Here is a 20,343-nt window from a genome sequence, read left to right on the forward strand (position 1 = left end):
CACCATTCTCCCGTTCACGGCGTCGGCCGTGGCCAGGTGACCGCCGCGGCCGCCCGCCTGGCGGAACCCGCAGCAGCCGGGCGCACCATTCAGGCCGGCCTCCTGCACACGGTTGCGCCGGGCGATGCCGAGGCAGGAGGCGGACTTGGCCTGGCGCACGCAAAGCATTGTAAAGTCCGCGGCGCGCACCGCAGTGACCTTCGACACTGGGCCATTCCGCCGGAGCGCCCTAGCCTCTTTGTCCACCCCCGTACCGGAGCGACGCATGCCTGCATGCAGGACCCGCGTGCTGGCCGCCGCCCTGTCGCTGGGCCTGGTTGCCGGCGCGCAAGCCCACACGAACGAACGCGGCCTCGACGCGCGCAACGTCGACCCCGCGACGGGCGCATGCAGCGACTTCTTCCAGCACGCGAACGGCGGCTGGCTCGCGTCGAATCCGATCCCCGCCGAGTACAGCCGCTGGAGCCTCGACGACGAGTTGCGGGAGCGAAACCTGACCCTGCTGCGTGGCGTGCTCGACGATGCGGCCGCGCATCCGGGCGCGGCCGGCAGCACGACGCAGAAGATCGGCGACTTCTACGCTTCGGCGATCGACGAGGCCGCGGCGGAAGCGGCCGGCCATGCGCCGATCGACTCCGACCTCGAGCGCATCGCGGCCCTGAAGAACGCCGCCGACGTGGCCGCGCTCGTGCGCAGCTGGCACGCGCAAGGCATTCCGGTCCTGTTCGAGTTCGGTCCGCAGGCCGACATGAAGGATGCGAACCGCATGATCGGCTACGCGATCCAGGGCGGCCTCGGCCTGCCCGATCGCGACTACTACACGCGCACCGACGCGAAGTCGAAGGCGCTGCTCGGCAAGTACCGCGAGCACGTCGCGCGCATGCTCGCGCTGATCGGCGTCCCCGATGCGCCGAAGGAAGCGGGCTGGGTCGTCGATCTCGAAACGACCCTCGCGCGCGCCTCGCTCGATCGCGTCGCGATGCGCGACCCGCAGAGCTACTACCGCATGGCGACGCTCGCGCAGGCCGACGCACGGACGCCGCACTTTTCCTGGACGGCCTTCCACAGGGAGATCGGCCGTCCCGACGTCACGCGCTTCTCGCTACCGCATCCGAAGTTCTTCGCGGCGATGGACGGCGCCCTCGCGAAGACGCCGCTGTCGCATTGGCAGGCGTACCTGCGCTGGCACCTCGTCGATTTCGCGGCGCCGTCGCTGAGCAAGGCGTTCGTCGACGCCGACTTCGATTTCCACGGCCGCACGCTGCGCGGCACGCAGGAACTCAAGCCGCGCTGGAAGCGCGCGATCGACGCCACCAATGACGCGCTCGGCTTCGCCGTCGGCGAAGCCTACGTCGCCAGGGTGTTCCCGCCCGAGGCAAAGCAGCGTGCGCAGGCGCTCGTGAAGAACCTCTCCATCGCGCTGCGCGCGCGCCTCGCCGGGCTCGCCTGGATGAGCGAGCAGACCAGGCAGGCTGCGTACGCGAAGCTCGACACGCTCGTGTCGAAGGTCGGCTATCCCGATGCGTGGCGCGACTACTCCGCGCTCGAGATCCGCCGCGGTGCCTATTTCGCGAACGTGCGCGCGGCTGCCGCATTCGAGGCGAAGCGCCTCGCCGCGAAGATCGACCGGCCGGTCGACCGAAGCGAGTGGGGCATGCTGCCGCAGACGGTCAATGCGTACTACGACCCGCAGCAGAACGAGATCGTGTTCCCCGCGGCGCAACTGCTGCCGCCCTACTTCGACGCGCAGATGGACGACGCGGTGAACTACGGCGGCATCGGTTCGGTGATCGGCCACGAAATGCTGCACGGCTTCGACGACCAGGGCAGCCGCTTCGACGCGCAAGGCAACCTGCGCGACTGGTGGACGAGCGGGGATCGTGCGCGATTCGTCGCCCGCACCGCGAAGCTCGTCGAGCAGTTCGCCGGCTACGTTCCGATCGACGACCTGCACGTCAATGGCGAACTCACGCTCGGCGAGAACATCGCGGACCTCGGCGGCCTCGAAGTCGCATGGGATGCGTGGAAGCTCACCGACGACGGCAAGTCGAATGCGACGCGCGACGGCCTGATCGGCGCGCAGCGGTTCTTCCTCGCGTTCGCGCAGGCGTGGCGCACGCAGCAGCGGCCCGAAGCGCTGCGCCTGCAGGTGCAATCGAACGAACACGCACCGGCCAAGTACCGTACCAACGGGCCGGTGAGCAACATGGCTGCCTTCGCGCATGCTTTCGCGTGCAAGAGCGGCGATCCGATGGTGCGCGACGCCGCGCGTCGCGTCGACATCTGGTGAATGCATGCCGCGATCCCCGTCGCGGCGACGAAACGTCCTTGGAGAAACCAACCATGCGCAAACTGCTGAGCAGGACCCTCGCGGCGGCGATCTTCGCCGCACTGTCGACCGCTGCGGTCGCGGCGTCGACCGCCCCCGCGTTCGACGTCAACGAACTCGACCCGAAGATCGCGCCGTGCGCGGACTTCAACGGCTTCGTCAACGCGAAGTGGATCGCCGCGAATCCGATCCCGGCCGACCGCACGCGCTGGGGCGCCTTCGACCAGCTGCGTGAGCACAGCCTGCAGACGCAGCGCGGCATCGTCGAAGCCGCCGCGCTCGGCGCGAACAAGGCCGACGCCGGTTCGATCCAGCAGAAGATCGGCTGGCTCTACCGCTCCGGCATGGGCGAGGGCGCGATCGAGAAGGCCGGCCTCGCTCCGGTCAAGCCCGAGATCGCGAAGATCGAGGCGCTGAAGACGCCGGGCGACATCGCCGCCTACATCGACGATGCATCGTCGCGCGGCCAGAATGGCCTGTTCCAGATCTACACGGCCCCGGACTTCAAGAATTCGAAGATCCAGATCGCCTACGTGGCGCAGGGTGGCATCGGCCTGCCGACGTCGGAGTACTACACCAAGCCCGACTACGCCGAGCTGCGCAGCGCCTACCAGGCCCACATCGCGAAGGTGCTCGAGCTCGCCGGCGACAAGGCGGACGTCGCGAAGAAGTCGGCCGAGCAGGTGCTCGCGTTCGAGACGCGCCTCGCCAAGGCGTCGCTCGTGCCGGTCGAGCTGCGCAAGCCGGAGAACCAGTACCACTTCGTCACGCTCGGCGATGCCGACAAGGCGAGTCCCAACTTCTCGTGGACGAAGTTCTTCGCCGCGCAGCACGCCGACATCAAGGAAGGCTTCTCGCTGTCGCAGCCGGCGTTCTTCGCCGAAGTCGACAGGATGATCGTCGACGTGCCCGCCGATCAGTGGCGCACTTACCTGCGTTTCCATGCGATCGACTCGGCCTCGCCGTACCTGTCCAAGCCGTTCGCCGAGGAGAACTTCGCGTTCTACAACAAGAAGCTGAATGGCCAGAAGGAGCAGGAACCGCGCTGGAAGCGCGTGCTGTCGACCGTGAACGAGTCGATGGGCATGGCGCTCGGCCAGCTGTACGTCGAAAAGACGTTTCCGCCGGAGTCGAAGAAGCGCGCGCTCGAGCTCGTCAACAACGTGAGCGCGGCGCTGAAGGCGCGCATCGAGAAGCTCGACTGGATGAGCGAGGCGACCAAGCAGAAGGCGATCGAAAAGTGGTCGACCTTCCTGCCGAAGATCGGCTACCCCGACAAGTGGCGCGACTGGTCCGGCCTGGACGTGAAGCCCGACGACTACTACGCGAACGTGCTCGCAGCGAGCAAGTTCAACTACGACTACGAGATCGCCAAGGCCGGCAAGCCGACCGACCGGCTCGAATGGGGCATGACGCCGCAGACGGTCAACGCGTACTACAACCCGACCGACAACACGATCAACTTCCCGGCCGCGATCCTGCAGCCGCCGTTCTTCGATGCCAGTGCCGACGACGCGATCAACTACGGCGGCATCGGCGCGGTGATCGGCCACGAGGCGACCCACGGCTACGACGACGAGGGGAGCCAGTTCGACGCGCAGGGCAACAACACGAACTGGTGGACGAAGGAGGATCGCGAGAAATTCGATGCTCGTACCGCCAAGCTCGTGGCGCAGTTCAACGCATACGAACCGCTGCCGGGCAAGCACGTCAACGGCCAGCTCACGCTCGGCGAGAATATCGCCGATCTCGGCGGCCTCAACGTCGCGTACGACGCCCTGCAGATGGCGCTCAAGCAGGACCCGGCCGAGGCGTCGAAGAAGATCGACGGCTACACGCCGGACCAGCGCTTCTTCCTCAACTTCGCGCGCGTGTGGCGCGGCAGCATCCGGCCCGAGCGCCAGGCGGTCCTGCTCAACGCCGATCCGCACGCGCCGGCCCGGTACCGCGCGATCGGCGCGCCGTCGAACATGCCCGCGTTCGCGCAGGCGTACTCGTGCAAGGCCGGCGACGCGATGGTGCGCGGTACGGACACCCAGGTGAAGATCTGGTAAGGGGTTGCGGCTCGTCGAGGCCTCCCGGGAAAGCCGGGGTCAGTTGGACCTTCGCGGCATCGCGCAACGTTGCCGGAAGCGCTCCGGGGCGAAAGTCCAGCTGACCCGGTTTTTCTCCTAACGGATTCTTCGTCTTCGATCCGCTATGGTCGGGAACGCGCCACGCACCGGCGCATCGACCTGGGGGTCATCCACGATGAAGTCGCTCCAACTCGCGATCGCGACGCTGTTCGCCGCGCCGTGCCTGCACGCCGCCCTGCCCACCTATGATTCCGTAGAACTGCAGGCGCGCAGCAACCTGCTCGTCAACGACGAGGGCTGGAACCTGCCGCCGGGCTCCTCGTTCAACAGCATCAGCGCGTCGATCAACGCGAACGCGCAGGTCGCGTTCCGCGTGCAGGTCGTTCCCGACGCGGGCGATCCGGGCCTGTCTCGCCCCGGCGTCTGGTTCGGCGCGCACGGCGCAGGCGGACTCGTCCATCTCGGCGACATCGACGCGCTCATCGACAACGACGCGTGCGTCAACGACGCCGGCGACATCGCATTCACGATCTCCGACAGTGGCGTCGGCAACAACCTCTATCGCTACGATGCATCGGCCGGCAGCGCCGCGCCGGTGAACACGTTGCCGGTGATCCCGAATTCCTACCAGTCGCCGTGCGTGAATGCGAACGGAGACATCGGCTTCCAGGCGAGCTTCTCGAGCGGACGGGCCTACGCCGCACGCCTCGGCGGCACGACGACGATCTACGTCGGCGACGCCGCGGTATCCCCGGGAAGCCCGTACACCTACCTCTACACGCCGGCGTTCAATGCGGCGGGCGCGATCGCGGCGAAAGTCGCGACCTCGGCCGACCAGTTCAGCGCGGTCGAGATCCGCGCGTTCGCGAGCGACGGCAGTTCGCGGCGCCTGCTCGCGAACCAGGCCACCGACGGCGCATCGCCGTACTCGAAGTTCGACAACAGCCTCGCGCTCGCCGACGACGGCACGGTCGCGGTCGTCGCGACGCGTGCCGCCGACAACCGGCGCGTCGTGGTGCGAAGCGACGGCATCACGACGACCGAGATCGCCGAGGTCGACCCGGCCGGCACGATCCTCGAACTGGACTCGTTCCCTCCCGCGATCAACGGCTCCGGCTGGGTCGCGTTCCGCGCGCGCGACGCACGGGGCCAGGCGATCTACCTCGGCGACGGCGACACGCTGCTGCGCGTGGTCGGCAACGGCGATGTCGTCGAAACCGACCTCGGTACCGCCCAGCTCGGCCAGCACGACAGCTCGCCGGTATTCTCCGGCCGCCCCGCGATCAACGCGCACGGCGACATCGCGTTCGTCGCGGGCGTGCATCCGAATGGCAACGATCAGGTCGAATGGGGCAGCGGCGTATTCGTCGCATATGCGACGCCGACGGTCGACGACCTCGTCTTCGCCGACGGCTTCGATGCCGCGCCGGGTCGATGACCGGCCCGCGCCGGGCCGAGCGTGTCGGAGCGCGGGCGACGTAGGGTAGCGTCGCGGGCCCCACTCCCTGCTGCGATGCCGCAGGCCTCGCGCCGAGGGGTGCGTCATGCGGGTTCGCGCGCATGACGCACCGCGCCACGGCACGGCGGTCGCGGGCGCCGCAAGACTATGCTTCGCGCGCTGCGGCCGCGATAATCACGTTCCCCTCTTGCCGCGCTCTCCATGGCCTTCGTTCCCGGTCAACGCTGGATCTCCAATGCCGAACCCGAACTCGGCCTGGGCACGGTCGTGCGCCTCGACGGCCGCACCGTGCAGGTGCTGTTCGCGACCGCGGGCGTGCTGCGCCACTACGCCAAGCAGGCGGCGCCGCTCGCGCGGGCGGAATTCCGCATCGGCCAAAAGGTCAGCGGACAGAAGCAGAGCTTCGTCGTCGAGAGGGTGAGCGAGGAGAGCGGACTGCTCACCTACCACAACGGCACGCGTGTGCTCGCCGAATCCGATCTCGACGATGCACAGCCGCTGTCGCGAGCCGACGAGCGACTGCTGTCGGCGCGCGTCGACGCGCCCGATCGCTTCGATTTCCGGCTCGCCGCGCTGCGCCGCCGCGCGGCGGCCATGCGGTCGCCCGCCTGGGGCCTCGCGAGCGCGCGCGTCGACCTCATCGCGCACCAGCTGCGCGTTGCCGCGATCGTCGCGCAACGCCGTCCGCCGCGTGCGCTGCTCGCCGACGAAGTCGGCCTCGGCAAGACGATCGAGGCGGGCATGGTGCTCGCGCGGCTGCTCGCGAGCGGGCGCGTCGCGCGCGTGCTCGTGCTCGCGCCACCGAGCCTCACCGCGCAGTGGTTCGTCGAGTTGCTGCGTCGCTTCAACCTGCCCTTCGCGCTGTACGACGAGGAGCGCTGCGAAGCGATCGAGGTCGCCGACGGCGCGCGCAATCCGTTCGACGACGAGCAGTGCGTGATCGCCGACGTCGACTGGCTCGCGGGCACGCCCAAGCGCGCGACGCAGGTCGTCGACGCCGACTGGGACCTCGTCGTCGTCGACGAGGCGCATCACCTGGAATGGTCGCCCGAAGCGGCGAGCCCGGCCTACGCGCTGGTCGAGCGCCTCGCCGCGCGTGCGCCGGGGCTCGTCCTGCTCACCGCGACGCCGCAGCAGCTCGGTCGCAGCGGCCACTTCGCGCGCCTGCGCCTGCTCGATCCGGCGCGTTACACCGACCTCGAGAGTTTCAGCGCCGAATCCGAAGGCTACGCGGGCCTGTCCGCGGTCGCGACGCGCCTGCTCGACTCGGCGCCACTCGACGCCGACGTGCGCGCCGGGCTCGCCACGCGTTTCGCAGGCGACGAGGATCTCGAAGCACTGCTCGCCCGTTACGACGAGGACCGCGCCGCGAACGCGTCGCTGCTGCTCGACGCGCTGATCGACCGCCACGGCACCGGCCGCGTGATGTTCCGCAATCGTCGCGCGCAGATCGGAGGCTTCCCGAAGCGCGTCGCGCGCCTCGACGTGCTCGACGGCACCGAACTCGACGACGGCGCGCGCCAGCGCCTGCTCGCGGAGTTTCACGCCGATGCGCAGGCGCATCCGCCCGCGGGCGAGATCGACTATGCGAACGATCCACGCCTGCCGTGGCTGGTCGCGCTGGTCGAGCGCCTCGCGCCGGAGAAGCTGCTGCTGATCTGCCGCACGCAGGCGAAAGTGCTCGCACTCGAGGATGCGCTGCGCACGCGCAGCAGCGCGAAGGTCGCGCGCTTCCACGAGGGCATGAGCATCCTGCAGCGCGACCGCAACGCGGCGTACTTCGCCGAAAGCGACGGCGCGCGCGTGCTGCTCTGTTCGGAGATCGGCTCGGAAGGGCGCAACTTCCAGTTCGCCCACCACCTCGTGCTGTGGGATCTTCCGCTCGACCCGGACCTGCTCGAACAGCGCATCGGTCGTCTCGACCGCATCGGACAGCGCCACGATATCGAGATCCACGCGGCGGCCTTCCACGGCACCGCGCAGCACGCGCTGCTGCGCTGGTACCACGAAGGCCTCGACGCACTGCGCAGCAGCCCCTCCGACGGGCGCGAGATCCTGCGCCGCTATCGCGCGCGCCTGCTCGCCGAAGCGGAGCGGCACGCGCTCGGCGGCGAGGACCCCGACGTCGAGATCGACGCGCTCGTCGGCGAAACCGCGGCGACCCACCGCGAACTGTCCGAACTCGTACAGGCCGGTCGCGACCGCCTGCTCGAACTCGCGACCGAGCGCCAGGCACGCGATCTGCCGCTCGCCGACGCGCTGCGCGAGCAGGACGCCGATGGCGGCGCCGACGAGTTCATCCTCGCGCTGTTCGAGCAGTTCGGCATCGACGCGGAGGAAACCGGTCCGCGCACGGTCGTGCTCGACCCCGAGTACCTCAGTACCGACGGTTTCCCCGGCCTCAAGGACGGTCCGCAGCAGGTCACGTTCGACCGTGCGACCGCGCTCGCGCGCGAGGAGCTGCCGCTGCTGCGGCTCGACCACCCGCTCGTCGTCGGTGCGCTCGACCTGCTGCTCGAGAGCGAACACGGCAATGCCGCCATCCTCATGGATGCCGCGTTGCCGCCGCGGACGGCGCTGCTCGAATGCGTGTTCGCGCTCGAGTGCGTGGCCGACCGTGCGCTCGACGTCGGCCGCTTCCTGCCGCCGCTGCCGCTGCGCGCGGTCGTCGACACGCGCCTCACCCCGCGCACGGACTACGCGCCGAACACGATCAGCCTTGCCCGCGCACGCGAGCAACCGATCGACGCGGCGCGCTATCGCCCGCTGCTCGCCAAGCTCGTGCCGCCGATGCTCGGCGCGTGCGAGACCGAAGCACGCCGCCTCGCCGCGACCGAAGTCGGCCACGCGCTCGCCGCCGCGCAGCGCGAACTCGAGGCGGAACGCGCCCGCCTCGCCGCACTCGCGAAGGTCAATCCGTCGGTGCGCGAGGACGAGATCGCCGCGATCGCGCAGGAGCTCGACGACCTGCGCCACGCGCTCGCGACCGCCGCGCCCCGGCTCGACGCGATCCGCTTCGTCTGCAGCGCGGACATCGCGGCGCGCTGACGCACGACCGCAGCCGTTCTCGTTCGTCGACCTCGCGGGCGGTCAGGCAGGAGGCAGCTCGGGGGCGGTCGGCGCTTCCATCCGCCGAACCGCATGTTCGGGCGTATCCACGAAGGCGCGAATCTCGTCGCGACCGCGCGCATCCTCAGGTCGTGACCGCTGGCGACGGCGCCACCGCTGGCGGCGCGCTCAGCGCGATCGGTTCGCGGCGTCGACCGCACCGCGCACGATCGCGGGCGACGGCATCGTACAGTCGCGCGCGGGTTCCTGCTGCGCCGACGCAAGGCTGCCCTCGTCCGGATGCGCGTCCTGCCAGCGCACGCGGCAGGTCTGCGGCATCGGTTCGGGCACGTGCGCGCGCTCGTTGGTGATCGCGCGCGCGAGCACGGCCGCGGCGACCCACGAACCGCTCACGTCGGGATGGCCGTCGTCGAGCCACGGGCGCATGCGGCTGCGCGCGAGGAAGCGCTGCATCGCCGCGCCGACGTCGGCGAACGCGACGTCGCAGTCCTTCGCCGCGCGTGCGCCGACCTTGCTCAGCGCGGCCTGCGCCTCGGCGATGCCTTGCCAGGTGCCGAACCAGACCGGACGCGCGCCGGCCTCGCGCGCGAGCGTCGCCGCTTCGCACATCGCCGCGACCGAGCCCGCGCAATCGTGATCGTCGCGCGCGCACGACGGATAGCCGCCGCGGTCCTGCAGCACCACGATGTCGTAGTGCGTGCGCGCGAACTCCTTGCGCAGCGTGCCGCGTTCGAGGTGCTCGCGCATCGTCGTACCCGCACCCGCGATCATCTCGACCTCGAGCGGCGCGTTCGCGGCCGCGGCGAGCGTCGCGGTCAAGCGTGGCAGGTCGTTGTAGTAGACGAGGCTGTTGCCGACGAACAGCGCGCGCCGGGGCGCAGGCGACTCCGCCGCCGCGGCGGCGACCGTCATGCCCGCGGGCAGCACGCACAGCAGCGCGCGCAGCCCCCGCGCCGCGCGCATGTTCACGCCGCCCTCGGCTGGCGCATGAGCAGGGCGAGTACCGCGGCGAGCTTGTCGCGCATCTCGCGGCGGTCGACGATGAGGTCGATCGCGCCATGGTCGAGGAGGAATTCGGAACGCTGGAAGCCCTCCGGCAACGTCTCGCGCACGGTCTGCTCGATCACGCGCGGCCCGGCGAACCCGATCAGTGCCTTCGGTTCGCCGACGTTGACGTCGCCGAGCATGCCGAGGCTCGCCGAAACGCCGCCCGTGGTCGGATGCGTGAGCACCGAGATGAACGGCACGCCCGCGTCGCGCATGCGCGCGAGCGCCGCAGACGTCTTCGCCATCTGCATGAGCGAGAACAGGCCTTCCTGCATGCGCGCGCCGCCGGTCGCGGAAAAGCAGACGAGCGGCATGCGCTCGGCCAGCGCGAGTTCGGCTGCCCGCGTGAACTTCTCGCCGACGACCGAACCCATCGAGCCGCCCATGTACGAGAACTCGAATGCGCACGCCGCGAGCGGATTGCCCTTGAGCGTGCCGCGCATCGACACGAGCGCATCCTTCTCGCCGGTCTGCTTCTGCGCGGCGGCGATGCGGTCCTTGTACTTCTTCGAATCGCGGAACTTCAGTGGATCGGCCGGCTCGAGGCCGGCATCGAGCTCCTGGGTGCTGCCCGCGTCGAAGAACGCCGCGAGGCGCACGCGCGCGCGGATCGCATGGTGGTGGCCGCACTTGGGGCACACCATCAGCGACGCCTCGAGCTCGGGCTTGTACAGTACGGCGCCGCAACCGTCGCACTTCTCCCACAGGCCCTCGGGCACCTTGCCCTTTCCCGTCGTGGAAGCGCGCGCGCGCGGGCCGACCAGCTTCTGCAACCAGTTCATCGGGTTTTCCTCAGCCGTCCTCCCTGACGGAAACGATCAGATCGGCATCCGTGCCGGACCATTGCTTCGTGTCATCGTCCTCCCTGACGACGAAGATCAGACCGGCATCCATGCCGGGCTCTTCAAATAAGGCTAAAGACTACTGTTTTGCGTCGACGGCGGCGCGGATCGGGGCGAGGAACGCGCGCGCGCGTTCGGCCGCCTCATTCGCATCCGCCGCGCCGGCGAGCCGTTCGACCAGCGCGCTGCCGATCACGACCGCATCGGCGAAATCGCCGATCGCCGCGGCCGACGCCGCATCGCGCACGCCGAAGCCGACCGCGACGGGCGTGCTCGCCTGGCGCCGGATCGCGGCGACGCGCTCGCGCACGTCGCCCGTGCTGAGGCGATCCGCGCCGGTGATGCCCGCGAAGGACACGTAGTATAGGAAACCGCGCGCAGCGGCGCAGACCTGCGCAAGCCGCGCGTCCGTGGTCGTCGGCGCCGCCAGCAGGACCTGGGTCAGGCCGGCGTCGCGCAGCGGAGCGGCCGCCGCGAACTCCTCGACCGGGCAGTCCACGAGCAGCACGCCGTCGACCCCAGCCGCGACGGCTTCCGCGCCGAAGCGCGCAACGCCGTGGATTTCGACCGGATTGAGGTAACCCATGAGCACGACCGGCGTCGCGTCGTCGCGCGCGCGGAATTCGCGCACGCGCTCCAGGATGCGCGCTATCCCCATCCCTTTCGCGAGCGCACGCTCGCTCGCATGCTGGATCACCGGGCCATCCGCCATCGGATCGGAGAATGGCACGCCGAGTTCGATGAGGTCGGCTCCCGCCTCGACCAGCGCATGCATGACCGGGACGACCGCATCGGGCGAAGGATCGCCCGCGGTGAAGAACGGGATGAGGCCCGTACGGCCGCGCGCGGCGAGGTCGCCGAATCGCCGCTCGATACGACTCACAACGAAAGCCCTTCGCGCGCCGCGATCGTATGCACGTCCTTGTCGCCACGCCCGGAGAGGTTGCAGAGCACGAGGCGGTCGCGCGGAAGTTCCCGCGCGAGCTTGATCGCTTGCGCGACCGCGTGGCTCGACTCGAGCGCGGCGAGGATGCCTTCGCTGCGCGCGAGCTGGTGGAACGCGGCGAGCGCCTCGTCGTCGGTGATGCCGACGTAATCGGCGCGGCCGCTGTCCTTGAGGAACGCGTGCTCGGGGCCGACGCCGGGGTAGTCGAGGCCGGCCGAGACCGAGTGCGTCTCGGTGATCTGGCCGTCGTCGTCGCAGAGCACGTACGTGCGGTTGCCGTGCAGCACGCCGGGCCGCCCCGCCGCGAGCGACGCCGCGTGATGCCCGCTCGCGATGCCTTCGCCCGCGGCTTCGGCGCCGACGATGCGCACGTCGCGGTCGTTGAGGAAAGCATGGAACAGGCCGATCGCGTTCGACCCGCCGCCGACGCAGGCGGTGATCACGTCGGGCAGGCGGCCGTACTGCTCGAGCATCTGCGCGCGCGCCTCGCGACCGACCACGGCGTTGAAGTCGCGCACCATCTGCGGATACGGATGCGGTCCGGCGACCGTGCCGATGATGTAGAACGTGTCGGCGACGTTCGAGACCCAGTCGCGCATCGCCTCGTTGAGTGCGTCCTTGAGCGTCTTCGACCCCGACGTGACCGGCACGACCTCCGCGCCGAGCAGCTTCATGCGATAGACGTTGATCTTCTGCCGCTCGATGTCGGTCGCGCCCATGTAGACGACGCAGTCGAGGCCGAGGCGCGCGCACACGGTGGCGGTGGCTACGCCGTGCTGGCCGGCGCCGGTCTCGGCGATGACGCGGCGCTTGCCCATGTGGCGCGCGACCAGCCCCTGGCCGATCGTGTTGTTGATCTTGTGCGCGCCCGTGTGGTTGAGGTCCTCTCGCTTGAGCAGGATCTGCGCCCCGCCGACCTGCCGCGACAGGCGCTCGGCGTGATAGATCGGCGAAGGCCGGCCCACGTAGTACTTGAGGTCGCGCTCGAACTCGGCGATGAAGGCCGGGTCGGCGCGCAGGCGCCGATAGGCCGCGTCGAGATCGGCCAGCGGCGCGATCAGCGTTTCGGCGACGTACGAGCCGCCGTAGTCGCCGAACCGGCCGCGCGCGTCGGGGTAGGCGGAATAGTCGTCGATGTGTTCCATCTGGGTCTCACTTCACGATGCCCGCGTCCGCCGTGCGTACCGCTTCGACGAAGCGGCGCATGCGCGCGGGGTCCTTGATGCCGGGTGCGGTTTCGATGCCGCTCGACACGTCGACCGCATAGGGTCTCACGAGAGCGATCGCTTGCGCCACATTGTCCGCGGTCAGTCCGCCGGCGAGGATCGTCGACCGCCCGAGGCGGGGCGCGCGCCTCCAGTCGAACGTCTCGCCGCTGCCGCCGAGTGCGCCCAGCGCATGGCTGTCGAGCAGGAAGCCGTTCGCGGCGGGATGCAGGCTCACGTAGGCGATCGCGTCGTCGACGGACGCCATCGGCACCGCCTTGATGTAGGGGCGCGAGAAGCTCGCGGCGAACGATCCCGGCTCGGCGCCGTGGAACTGCAACAGGTCCGGTTGCACGCCCGCGATCACTTCCTCGATCCATCCGGGATCGTCGTCCATGAACAGCGCGACCGCGGCCGTGAACGGTGGCAGCTGGCGGCGGATCTCGCGAGCCTGCGTGATGCCGAGGAAGCGCTGGCTTCGCCGCGTGAAGACGAGGCCGATCGCGTCGACACCGAGGTCGACCGCGAGGCGCGCATCCTGCGGACGCGTGATGCCACAGAACTTGATGCGCGTGCTCACAGGGTCACCTCGGGCGGGAGATTCCATTCGGCGGGGTAGCGCGGCGCGAGGAACGTGAGCCCCGACGCGGGCGCGGTCGGGCCCGCGACCCGGCGATCGCGCCCGCGCAGCAGCTCGCCGAGCCACGCCTCCGCACGCTCGCCGCGACCGATCGGCAACAGCGAGCCGACGATGTTGCGCACCATGTGGTGCAGGAACGCATTCGCCTGGATCTCGATCGCGACCTCATCGCCGCTCCGCTCGACGCCGATCGCGTGCACGTTGCGCATCGGCGAGTTCGCCTGGCATGCGACGGTGCGGAACGCGCTGAAATCGTGCTCGCCGACGAGCGCCTGCGCCGCGCGCTGCATCGCTTCGACGTCGAGCGGAACGCGCTCCCAGGTCACGAAGCGCGCGGCGAGCGCGGCGCGCACGGGGCGATTGAGGATCGTGTAGCGATAGCGACGCGCGCGGGCGCCGAACCGCGCGTGGAAGCCACCGGCGACCGGCCGCGCCCACAGCACCGCGACGTCGCGCGCAAGGCGCGAATTCGCGCCGAGCACCCAGGCACGCTCGCTGCGCGTCGCGTCGCTGTCGAAATGGACGACCTGGCAACGCGCGTGCACGCCCGCATCGGTGCGACCCGCGCAGGTGACGTCGATCGGGTGCGCAGCGACGAACGCGAGCGCCGCCTCGACCTCCGCCTGGATGCTGCGCTCGTGCGACAGCCGCTGCCAGCCGCAGAAGTCGGTGCCGTCGTATTCGATGCCGAGTGCAAGGCGCATGGTTCGGGAATCGGGAATCGGGAATCGGGAATCGGGAATCGGGAATCGTAAGCGATGCGGTATCGGCGCGGACATGAAAAAAGGGAGCCGGCATGGCCGACTCCCTTCCGTGCGGTGGTGCGCCCCCGCCTCGATCGGCCGCGTCGCGCATTCGCGAAGCGGCCTCGCGTGCCGACGAACTAGCGCAACTCCGAGATCAGGCGATGCGCCTCCGCCTTCTGCACGTCATTGCCTTCGGCGACGACCTCCTCGAGCATCGAGCGCGCACCGTCCGGGTCGCCCATGTCCATGTAGGCCTTGGCGAGGTCGAGCTTGGTGCCGACCGCGTCTTCGCCCGCGAAGAAATCGTCGTCCAGGCTGGCTTCCTTCATGGCGGGTGCGGGCTCCTTCGCGGCCGGAATGGCCGGGGCGGGCGTCGCCCTCGCCACCGGGGCTTCCAGAGGTGGCAGGTCGTCGAACGTGAACGCGTCGGCGGCAGCCGGGGGCGGCGCCGCGTGCGCCGGTGCGGCGGGCTCGGCAAGGCCGAAGCCGTACTCGTCGTCGTGCGCGCTCGTGCCCATCGCCGCCTGCGGCGTCGCCGGCACGTGCGCGTGCTCGAAGCCGAAGTCATCGTCGGCGTCGAGCGCCGGACGCTCCGCCGTATCGGCGAACGCCGCTCCCGCGTCGTAGGCCTCGGCGGAGGCGAACAGCGGGTTGTGCGGCGCGAGTTCCTGGCCCATCGCCTGCGCTTCCTGCCATTCGGGCTGGTTCGGATCAGTGACGTAGGCGTGCATCTGCGCCGCGGTATCCTCGAATTTCGGGACGTCGCGCTCGGCGTAGTAGAGGCTCAGCAACTCGAGGTACAGACCGACGTTGCCGGGCTCGCGCGCGATCTGCTCGCGCAGTGCGGCCGCCTCGGCTTCCATCACGTCGCTCGTCGCACCGCCGCCGACCGGCGATTCGCCGAATGCGTCGGCGATCGACGGCCGCGCGCCACCGGCCGCTGCGGGCGCGGCCTTGCGCTTGCGCATGCCGAACAGGCCGAGCAGAACGAGCAGCACGCCTGCGCCGAGCGCTGCGGGCTTCACCCATGGCGCGTCGTACCACGCCTCCTGCGGCTGCGGCGCAGGCGTCGGCTTCTTCACCGTCGTCGCCGGCGTGGCCTTGGTCGTGGTCCCGGCCGTCGCCTTGGTCGGCGGCGTCGCAGGCAGCGGCGTCACGGTCGCGCCGGTCGACGTGCTCGAACCCGACGGCGCAGCGGTCGTTGCCTCCGGCGTCGGCGTCGTCGCCGCCGTCGTCGGCGAGGGAGCACCAGGCGCCGTCGGCGCCGGGGTGGCCGGACCCGTCGTGGGTACGCCCGTTCCGCTCGCCGGCGGCGTCGCGGCCGGCGTCGTGGAGGCCGTCGTCGAACCCGGTGCAGGCGTGGTCGCGGTCGGCGCCGCGACCGCAGGTGGCGCGGCCTTCGCGGTCTCGCCGGCCGGCGCCGTCGCCTTGCCCGCATCGCCCCAGATGTCCTTCTTGTCGATCGCCGTGTCCTTCGCGGCCGACGGTGCCGGCGTCATCGATGCCGGCGAGGTCGCCGCCGTCGCGACCGGCGGCGGGGTGGTCGCGGCCGGCGCCGCAGGCTTGCCCGCCGCCTTCGCGGCGGCATCGGCCTTCGCCTGCAGATCCTTGAGCTTCTGCTGCAGGTCCGCGATCTCGGAATCCTTGAGACTGATCAGGCGATCGTTCTTGCCCTTGAGGTCCTCGAGCTCCTTCACGCGCGACTTGAGCTCGCCTGCCTCCTGCTCGCGCGCGGTGAGGGCTTCCTTCGTGCGCGCGAGTTCGCGTTTCGCTTCCGCCGCGGCAGCCGAACCGTTGCCCGTCCCCGGCTGGTCCGCCATCGCGAGGCTGCCCTTGCCCGACTTGGGCGGCACGAGCTCGAGGCGCTCGCCCGGGCTCTTCGCTTCCGCGCCCGCGGTACTCGTCTTCGCAGGCTTCGTTTCCTTGGGCTCGTTCGGCGCAGCGACCGTCGGTGCTTCGGTCGTCGACGCGACGCGCGTCGGCGTCGCACGGCCTCCGCGCCAGTCCTCGAACTGCGAACGGACCTGCGCCGCAGCCTCGCTCGCCGAACCGATCGCCTTCGCTTCGTCGGCACTCGGGATGCGCAGGATGGCGCCGCGCTTGAGCGCGTTGATGTTGTCCTTGTAGAACGCGTTCGGATTGTTCTTGAGCAGCGCGAGCATCATCTGGTCGAGGTTGACGCCAGCGCCATCGGGGCGTGCCGCGCGCGCGATCCCGGACAGCGTCTCGCCTTCCTTGACCGGCCCGTACTCGCCCTCGACCACCTTTCGCGACTCGACCGGTGCCGGTGCCGGTGCCGGTGCCGGCTTCTCGCGCACGGGCGCGGGCGTCGCGGGCTTCTCGGTCGCAACGACCTTCTCGGGCTCGCGCCGTGGCGCCACGGGCTTGCTCACCGGCGGCGCCGGGGACGCGGCGACCGCGGCGGGCGCGCTGCGCGCGGGCGCGGTCACGGGCGGGTCGAGCAACACCGTGTACTCGCGCAACAGCCGGCCCTTCGGCCAGTTCGCCTCGACGAGGAAGTCGAGGTAGCTGTCCTGCACGGGCTGCTTGCTGGTCACGCGGATGACCACCTCGCCGTTCGCGCCCTTCCCGACCGAGAAGTCGAGCGGCACGTTGAGGTGGCTGCGCGAGATCCCGACGCGCTCGAAGTCTTCCGCTGCAGCCAGGCTCACGAGCAAGCCTTCCGCTTCGCCCGCGGTCCCCTGGATCACCGGGATCTCGGCATCGAGCGGTTGATTGAGCTTGGATTTCACATGGACGGGGCCGAGGCCCAGCGCGAGCGCGTTCGTTCCGCCCAACGCGAGCGCGATCGCAAGCGAAAGTTGCAGCGGTCGTTTCATCTAGGCATGCCCCCCGGAGGCGTAGGGACCCGTTTCGGGTCATCTCGAAACGGGCTTATAACACAATCGTAACTATAGATCACAGATACGATTTCGCAAATAGCGGGGGCCCGTCACAGATAGGTTTTCACGAGCAGCTCGGCGACTTGCACCGCGTTGAGCGCCGCGCCCTTGCGGATGTTGTCCGAGACGACCCATAGATCGAGCCCGCGCGGGTGCGAGATGTCCTCCCGAATCCGGCCGACGAACACCTCGTCCTTGCCCGCCGCGTGCTGCACCGGCGTCGGGTAGCCGCCCGGCTTGCGCTCGTCGATGACGACGACGCCCGGCGCCGCGCGCAGCAGCTCGCGCGCTCGCTCCGCACTGATCTTTTCGCGCGTCTCGACGTGGACGGCTTCGGAGTGGCCATAGAACACCGGCACGCGCACTGCGGTCGGGTTCACCTGGATCGACGCGTCCTCGAGGATCTTGCGCGTCTCCCACACCATCTTCATTTCTTCCTTCGTATAGCCGTTGTCCTGGAAATCGTCGATCTGCGGGATCAGGTTGAACGCGATCTGCGCCTGGAACTTCGCCGGCTCGATATCCTGGAAGTTCAGCAGTGCCGCGGTCTGCCGGCCGAGTTCCTCCATGCCCGAGCGGCCGGCGCCCGACACCGACTGGTAGGTCGCGACGTTGATGCGTTCGATGCCGACCGCGCGATGGATCGGCGCGAGTGCGACGAGCATCTGCATGGTCGAGCAGTTCGGATTGGCGATGATGCCGCGATTCGCGTACTGCGCGATCGCGTGGGGGTTCACTTCGCTGACGACGAGCGGGATGTCGTCCTGGTAGCGGAACTCGGACGTATTGTCGATGACGACCGCGCCGGCCGCCACCGCGCGCGGCGCGTGCACGCGCGAGACCGAGCCGCCGGCCGAGAAGAACGCGATGTCGATGCCGTCGAAATCGTAGTCGGCGAGATCGCGCACGGTGATTTCGCGATGGCCGAACGACACCTTCGCGCCGGCCGATCGCTCGCTCGCGAGCGGCACGAGTTCGCCGACCGGAAACGCGCGCTCCTTGAGGATCGACAGCAGGGTTTCGCCGACGGCGCCGGTGGCGCCGGCGATGGCGACGTTGTAGGTCGTGCTCTGGGTCATGATCGTGCCTGCGGTCGGGTTCGTGCGCGGGGGTGGTTGCCTAGGATCACGCGAATCGGGCGTCGCGCGCCAATGACGCGTGGGCATGGAACGCGTGCGACGCGCGGCGAACGATGGCGAGGGTGCCGAATGCGGCATTCGCGCGCGCGGGTGTCGCCGGATGTCGCCGCCGTGCCGCGCGGTCGCGCAGGCTCATCCGGCCCGTCCGGGAACGCGCGGCGCGACGTCGCCGACGTCGGCGCACTGCGCGCGATGACGCAGCGCCTGGTCCATGAGCACGAGCGCGACCATCGCCTCGGCGATCGGCGTCGCGCGGATGCCCACGCACGGGTCGTGGCGACCCTTCGTGACGACGTCGACCGGTTCGCCGGCGAGGTCCACGCTGCGACCGGGCACGAGGATGCTCGACGTCGGTTTCAGCGCGATCGAGGCGACCACGGCCTGGCCGGTCGAGATGCCGCCGAGGATGCCGCCCGCATGGTTGGACAGGAAACCCTGCGGCGTGATCTCGTCGCGATGTTCGCTGCCGCGCTGCGCGACGGCGGCGAATCCCGCGCCGATCTCGACGCCCTTGACCGCATTGATCGACATCAGCGCCGACGCGAGTTCGGCGTCGAGCTTGCCGTAGACCGGTTCGCCCCAACCCGGCGGTACGCCGTCGGCGACGACGGTCACGCGCGCGCCGACCGAGTCGCCGGACTTGCGCAGCGCGGTCACGTACGCCTCGAGTTCCTCGACCATCGATGCGTCGGGCCAGAAGAACGGGTTGCGCTCGACCGCGTCGGCGTCGAATGCGCGCGGGACGAGGTCGCCGATCTGCGCGAGATGGCCGCGCACGTGCACGCCGTGGCGTTCGGCCAGCCACTTCTTCGCGATCACCGCGGCGGCGACGCGCATGGTCGTCTCGCGCGCCGATGCGCGGCCACCGCCGCGCGGATCGCGGATGCCGTACTTCTGCCAGTAGGTGTAGTCGGCATGGCCGGGGCGGAACGTGCCGAGCAGGTCGCCGTAATCCTTCGAGCGCGGGTCGGTATTGCGGATCAGCAGCGCGATCGGCGTGCCCGTCGTGCGGCCCTCGTAGACACCGGAGAGGATCTCGACCTCGTCGGCCTCGCGCCGCTGCGAGGTCCAGCGGCTGCGTCCGGTCGCGCGCCGCTCGAGGTCGGCGCGGAAATCCTCCGCGACGAGCGCGAGTCCCGGAGGGCAGCCGTCGACGACGCAGCCGATCGCGGGCCCGTGGCTTTCGCCGAAGGTGGTGACGCTCAGGAGCGTACCGAACGTGTTGCTGGACATGGGGTCGGGAATCAGGAAATGGGAATTCGGGATCGCTGGTCGGGAACGGCCACTGTGCCCGGCTGCGCGCGCATGACGTGACGTCGTTGCGCCACCACGCCGGACACCCTTGCGCGGCGACCAGCACCCGCAGCGGATCGCGCCTGCGCGTCGGCGGCCGATGCGCCCGGCGCGCCAACCCGCCGACGCCGGCCCGCGTGCGCCGGCGCAGGCCCGTCTACTTGCGCGCGCTCGCCGCGCGATGGATCTCCACCGCGTGCTCGACGAGGTCGCGCCGATCGAGCAGGAACACGCCCATCTGGCCGACGTTGAACTCGATCCAGTTGAACGGCACGTTCGGCAACGTCGCAACGAGCGCGCGTTCGCTCTCGCCGACTTCGACGATGAGCACGCCGTCCTCGGCGAGATGATCGGGGGCCGCCGCGAGGATGCGCAACGCGAAGTCGAGGCCGTCGTCTCCGGCGGTCAAGCCTAGTTTCGGCTCGTGGCCGTATTCGGGCGGCAATGCGGCGAACTGCTGCTCGGTCACGTAGGGCGGATTGCTCACGATGAGGTCGTAGCGCTCGCCACCGAGGCTGCCGAACAGGTCGGACTTGATCACGCGCACGCGCTCGCCGACGTCCTGGAACTCGACGTTCTCGCGCGCGAGCGCGAGCGCGTCGTCGCTGATGTCGGCGAGGTCGACCTGCCAGTCGGGATTGTGCGCGGCC

At 69.9% G+C, this 20,343-nt stretch carries 14 protein-coding genes; 4 read left to right on the forward strand and 10 right to left on the reverse strand.

Translation table 11 applies throughout. The annotated features are described in order from the left end of the window. The first annotated feature begins 265 nt into the window (after nucleotides 1–265). From VI238_RS05675 to rapA, 4 genes are all read left to right on the forward strand, one after another. Nucleotides 266–2,290: a M13 family metallopeptidase gene (locus VI238_RS05675; RefSeq protein ID WP_331649347.1), complete on the forward strand. Its 2,025-nt coding sequence runs from the start codon at nucleotides 266–268 to the stop codon at nucleotides 2,288–2,290. Nucleotides 2,291–2,343: 53 nt separating this feature from the next. Then, on the forward strand, nucleotides 2,344–4,383 hold the full coding sequence (locus VI238_RS05680; RefSeq protein WP_331649349.1) for a M13 family metallopeptidase: 2,040 nt from the start codon (nucleotides 2,344–2,346) through the stop codon (nucleotides 4,381–4,383). 196 nt (nucleotides 4,384–4,579) lie between these two features. Then, complete coding sequence (locus tag VI238_RS05685) at nucleotides 4,580–5,842, forward strand: choice-of-anchor tandem repeat NxxGxxAF-containing protein (RefSeq protein WP_331649351.1); 1,263 nt, start codon at nucleotides 4,580–4,582, stop codon at nucleotides 5,840–5,842. 222 nt (nucleotides 5,843–6,064) lie between these two features. Next, nucleotides 6,065–8,911, forward strand: a complete 2,847-nt coding sequence (rapA, locus tag VI238_RS05690) for an RNA polymerase-associated protein RapA (RefSeq protein WP_331649353.1) — start codon at nucleotides 6,065–6,067, stop codon at nucleotides 8,909–8,911. Between the two features lie 189 nt (nucleotides 8,912–9,100). On the opposite strand, the gene VI238_RS05695 is transcribed toward rapA, so the two are convergent. From VI238_RS05695 to VI238_RS05740, 10 genes are all read right to left on the reverse strand, one after another. Next, a complete protein-coding gene (locus VI238_RS05695) occupies nucleotides 9,101–9,901 on the reverse strand; it encodes an SGNH/GDSL hydrolase family protein (RefSeq protein WP_331649355.1) in 801 nt (266 codons plus the stop codon). Further along, nucleotides 9,898–10,761, reverse strand: coding sequence for an acetyl-CoA carboxylase, carboxyltransferase subunit beta (gene accD, locus VI238_RS05700; protein WP_331649357.1), 864 nt, complete (start codon nucleotides 10,759–10,761; stop codon nucleotides 9,898–9,900). The genes VI238_RS05695 and accD overlap by 4 nt, the downstream gene beginning before the upstream one ends. A 139-nt stretch (nucleotides 10,762–10,900) precedes the next feature. Beyond that, nucleotides 10,901–11,704 carry a tryptophan synthase subunit alpha gene (gene trpA, locus VI238_RS05705; protein WP_331649359.1) on the reverse strand — a complete coding sequence of 268 codons (804 nt, stop codon included), beginning with the start codon at nucleotides 11,702–11,704 and terminating at the stop codon, nucleotides 10,901–10,903. Beyond that, nucleotides 11,701–12,912 (reverse strand): tryptophan synthase subunit beta, encoded by a 1,212-nt coding sequence (gene trpB, locus VI238_RS05710; RefSeq protein WP_331649361.1) that lies wholly within the window; start codon nucleotides 12,910–12,912, stop codon nucleotides 11,701–11,703. Before trpB ends, trpA begins: the two co-directional genes overlap by 4 nt. A 7-nt stretch (nucleotides 12,913–12,919) precedes the next feature. Then, entirely contained in the window at nucleotides 12,920–13,552 is a 633-nt protein-coding gene (locus tag VI238_RS05715; protein ID WP_331649363.1) for a phosphoribosylanthranilate isomerase, read from the reverse strand. After that, entirely contained in the window at nucleotides 13,549–14,316 is a 768-nt protein-coding gene (truA, locus tag VI238_RS05720; protein WP_331649365.1) for a tRNA pseudouridine(38-40) synthase TruA, read from the reverse strand. Before truA ends, VI238_RS05715 begins: the two co-directional genes overlap by 4 nt. A gap of 179 nt (nucleotides 14,317–14,495) precedes the next feature. Beyond that, nucleotides 14,496–17,198 (reverse strand): FimV/HubP family polar landmark protein, encoded by a 2,703-nt coding sequence (locus tag VI238_RS05725; protein WP_331649367.1) that lies wholly within the window; start codon nucleotides 17,196–17,198, stop codon nucleotides 14,496–14,498. Nucleotides 17,199–17,311: 113 nt separating this feature from the next. Then, nucleotides 17,312–18,340: an aspartate-semialdehyde dehydrogenase gene (locus VI238_RS05730; protein ID WP_331649369.1), complete on the reverse strand. Its 1,029-nt coding sequence runs from the start codon at nucleotides 18,338–18,340 to the stop codon at nucleotides 17,312–17,314. Between the two features lie 192 nt (nucleotides 18,341–18,532). Continuing rightward, nucleotides 18,533–19,633, reverse strand: a complete 1,101-nt coding sequence (aroC, locus tag VI238_RS05735; protein ID WP_331649371.1) for a chorismate synthase — start codon at nucleotides 19,631–19,633, stop codon at nucleotides 18,533–18,535. A gap of 217 nt (nucleotides 19,634–19,850) precedes the next feature. Further along, nucleotides 19,851–20,343: HemK family protein methyltransferase (locus VI238_RS05740; RefSeq protein WP_331649373.1), on the reverse strand; the 493-nt coding region annotated here is incomplete at its 5' end.

Source organism: Dokdonella sp. (assembly GCF_036518555.1).
GTDB lineage: Bacteria > Pseudomonadota > Gammaproteobacteria > Xanthomonadales > Rhodanobacteraceae > Dokdonella_A.

Bases quoted from the DNA above. Each gene is read 5' to 3' on its own strand.
- VI238_RS05675 (WP_331649347.1), top strand. From the start codon at position 266: ATGCCTGCATGCAGGACCCGCGTGCTGGCCGCCGCCCTGTCGCTGGGC.
- VI238_RS05680 (WP_331649349.1), top strand. From the start codon at position 2,344: ATGCGCAAACTGCTGAGCAGGACCCTCGCGGCGGCGATCTTCGCCGCA.
- VI238_RS05685 (WP_331649351.1), top strand. From the start codon at position 4,580: ATGAAGTCGCTCCAACTCGCGATCGCGACGCTGTTCGCCGCGCCGTGC.
- rapA (WP_331649353.1), top strand. From the start codon at position 6,065: ATGGCCTTCGTTCCCGGTCAACGCTGGATCTCCAATGCCGAACCCGAA.
- accD (WP_331649357.1), bottom strand. From the start codon at position 10,761: ATGAACTGGTTGCAGAAGCTGGTCGGCCCGCGCGCGCGCGCTTCCACG.
- trpB (WP_331649361.1), bottom strand. From the start codon at position 12,912: ATGGAACACATCGACGACTATTCCGCCTACCCCGACGCGCGCGGCCGG.
- truA (WP_331649365.1), bottom strand. From the start codon at position 14,316: ATGCGCCTTGCACTCGGCATCGAATACGACGGCACCGACTTCTGCGGC.
- VI238_RS05725 (WP_331649367.1), bottom strand. From the start codon at position 17,198: ATGAAACGACCGCTGCAACTTTCGCTTGCGATCGCGCTCGCGTTGGGC.
- VI238_RS05730 (WP_331649369.1), bottom strand. From the start codon at position 18,340: ATGACCCAGAGCACGACCTACAACGTCGCCATCGCCGGCGCCACCGGC.
- aroC (WP_331649371.1), bottom strand. From the start codon at position 19,633: ATGTCCAGCAACACGTTCGGTACGCTCCTGAGCGTCACCACCTTCGGC.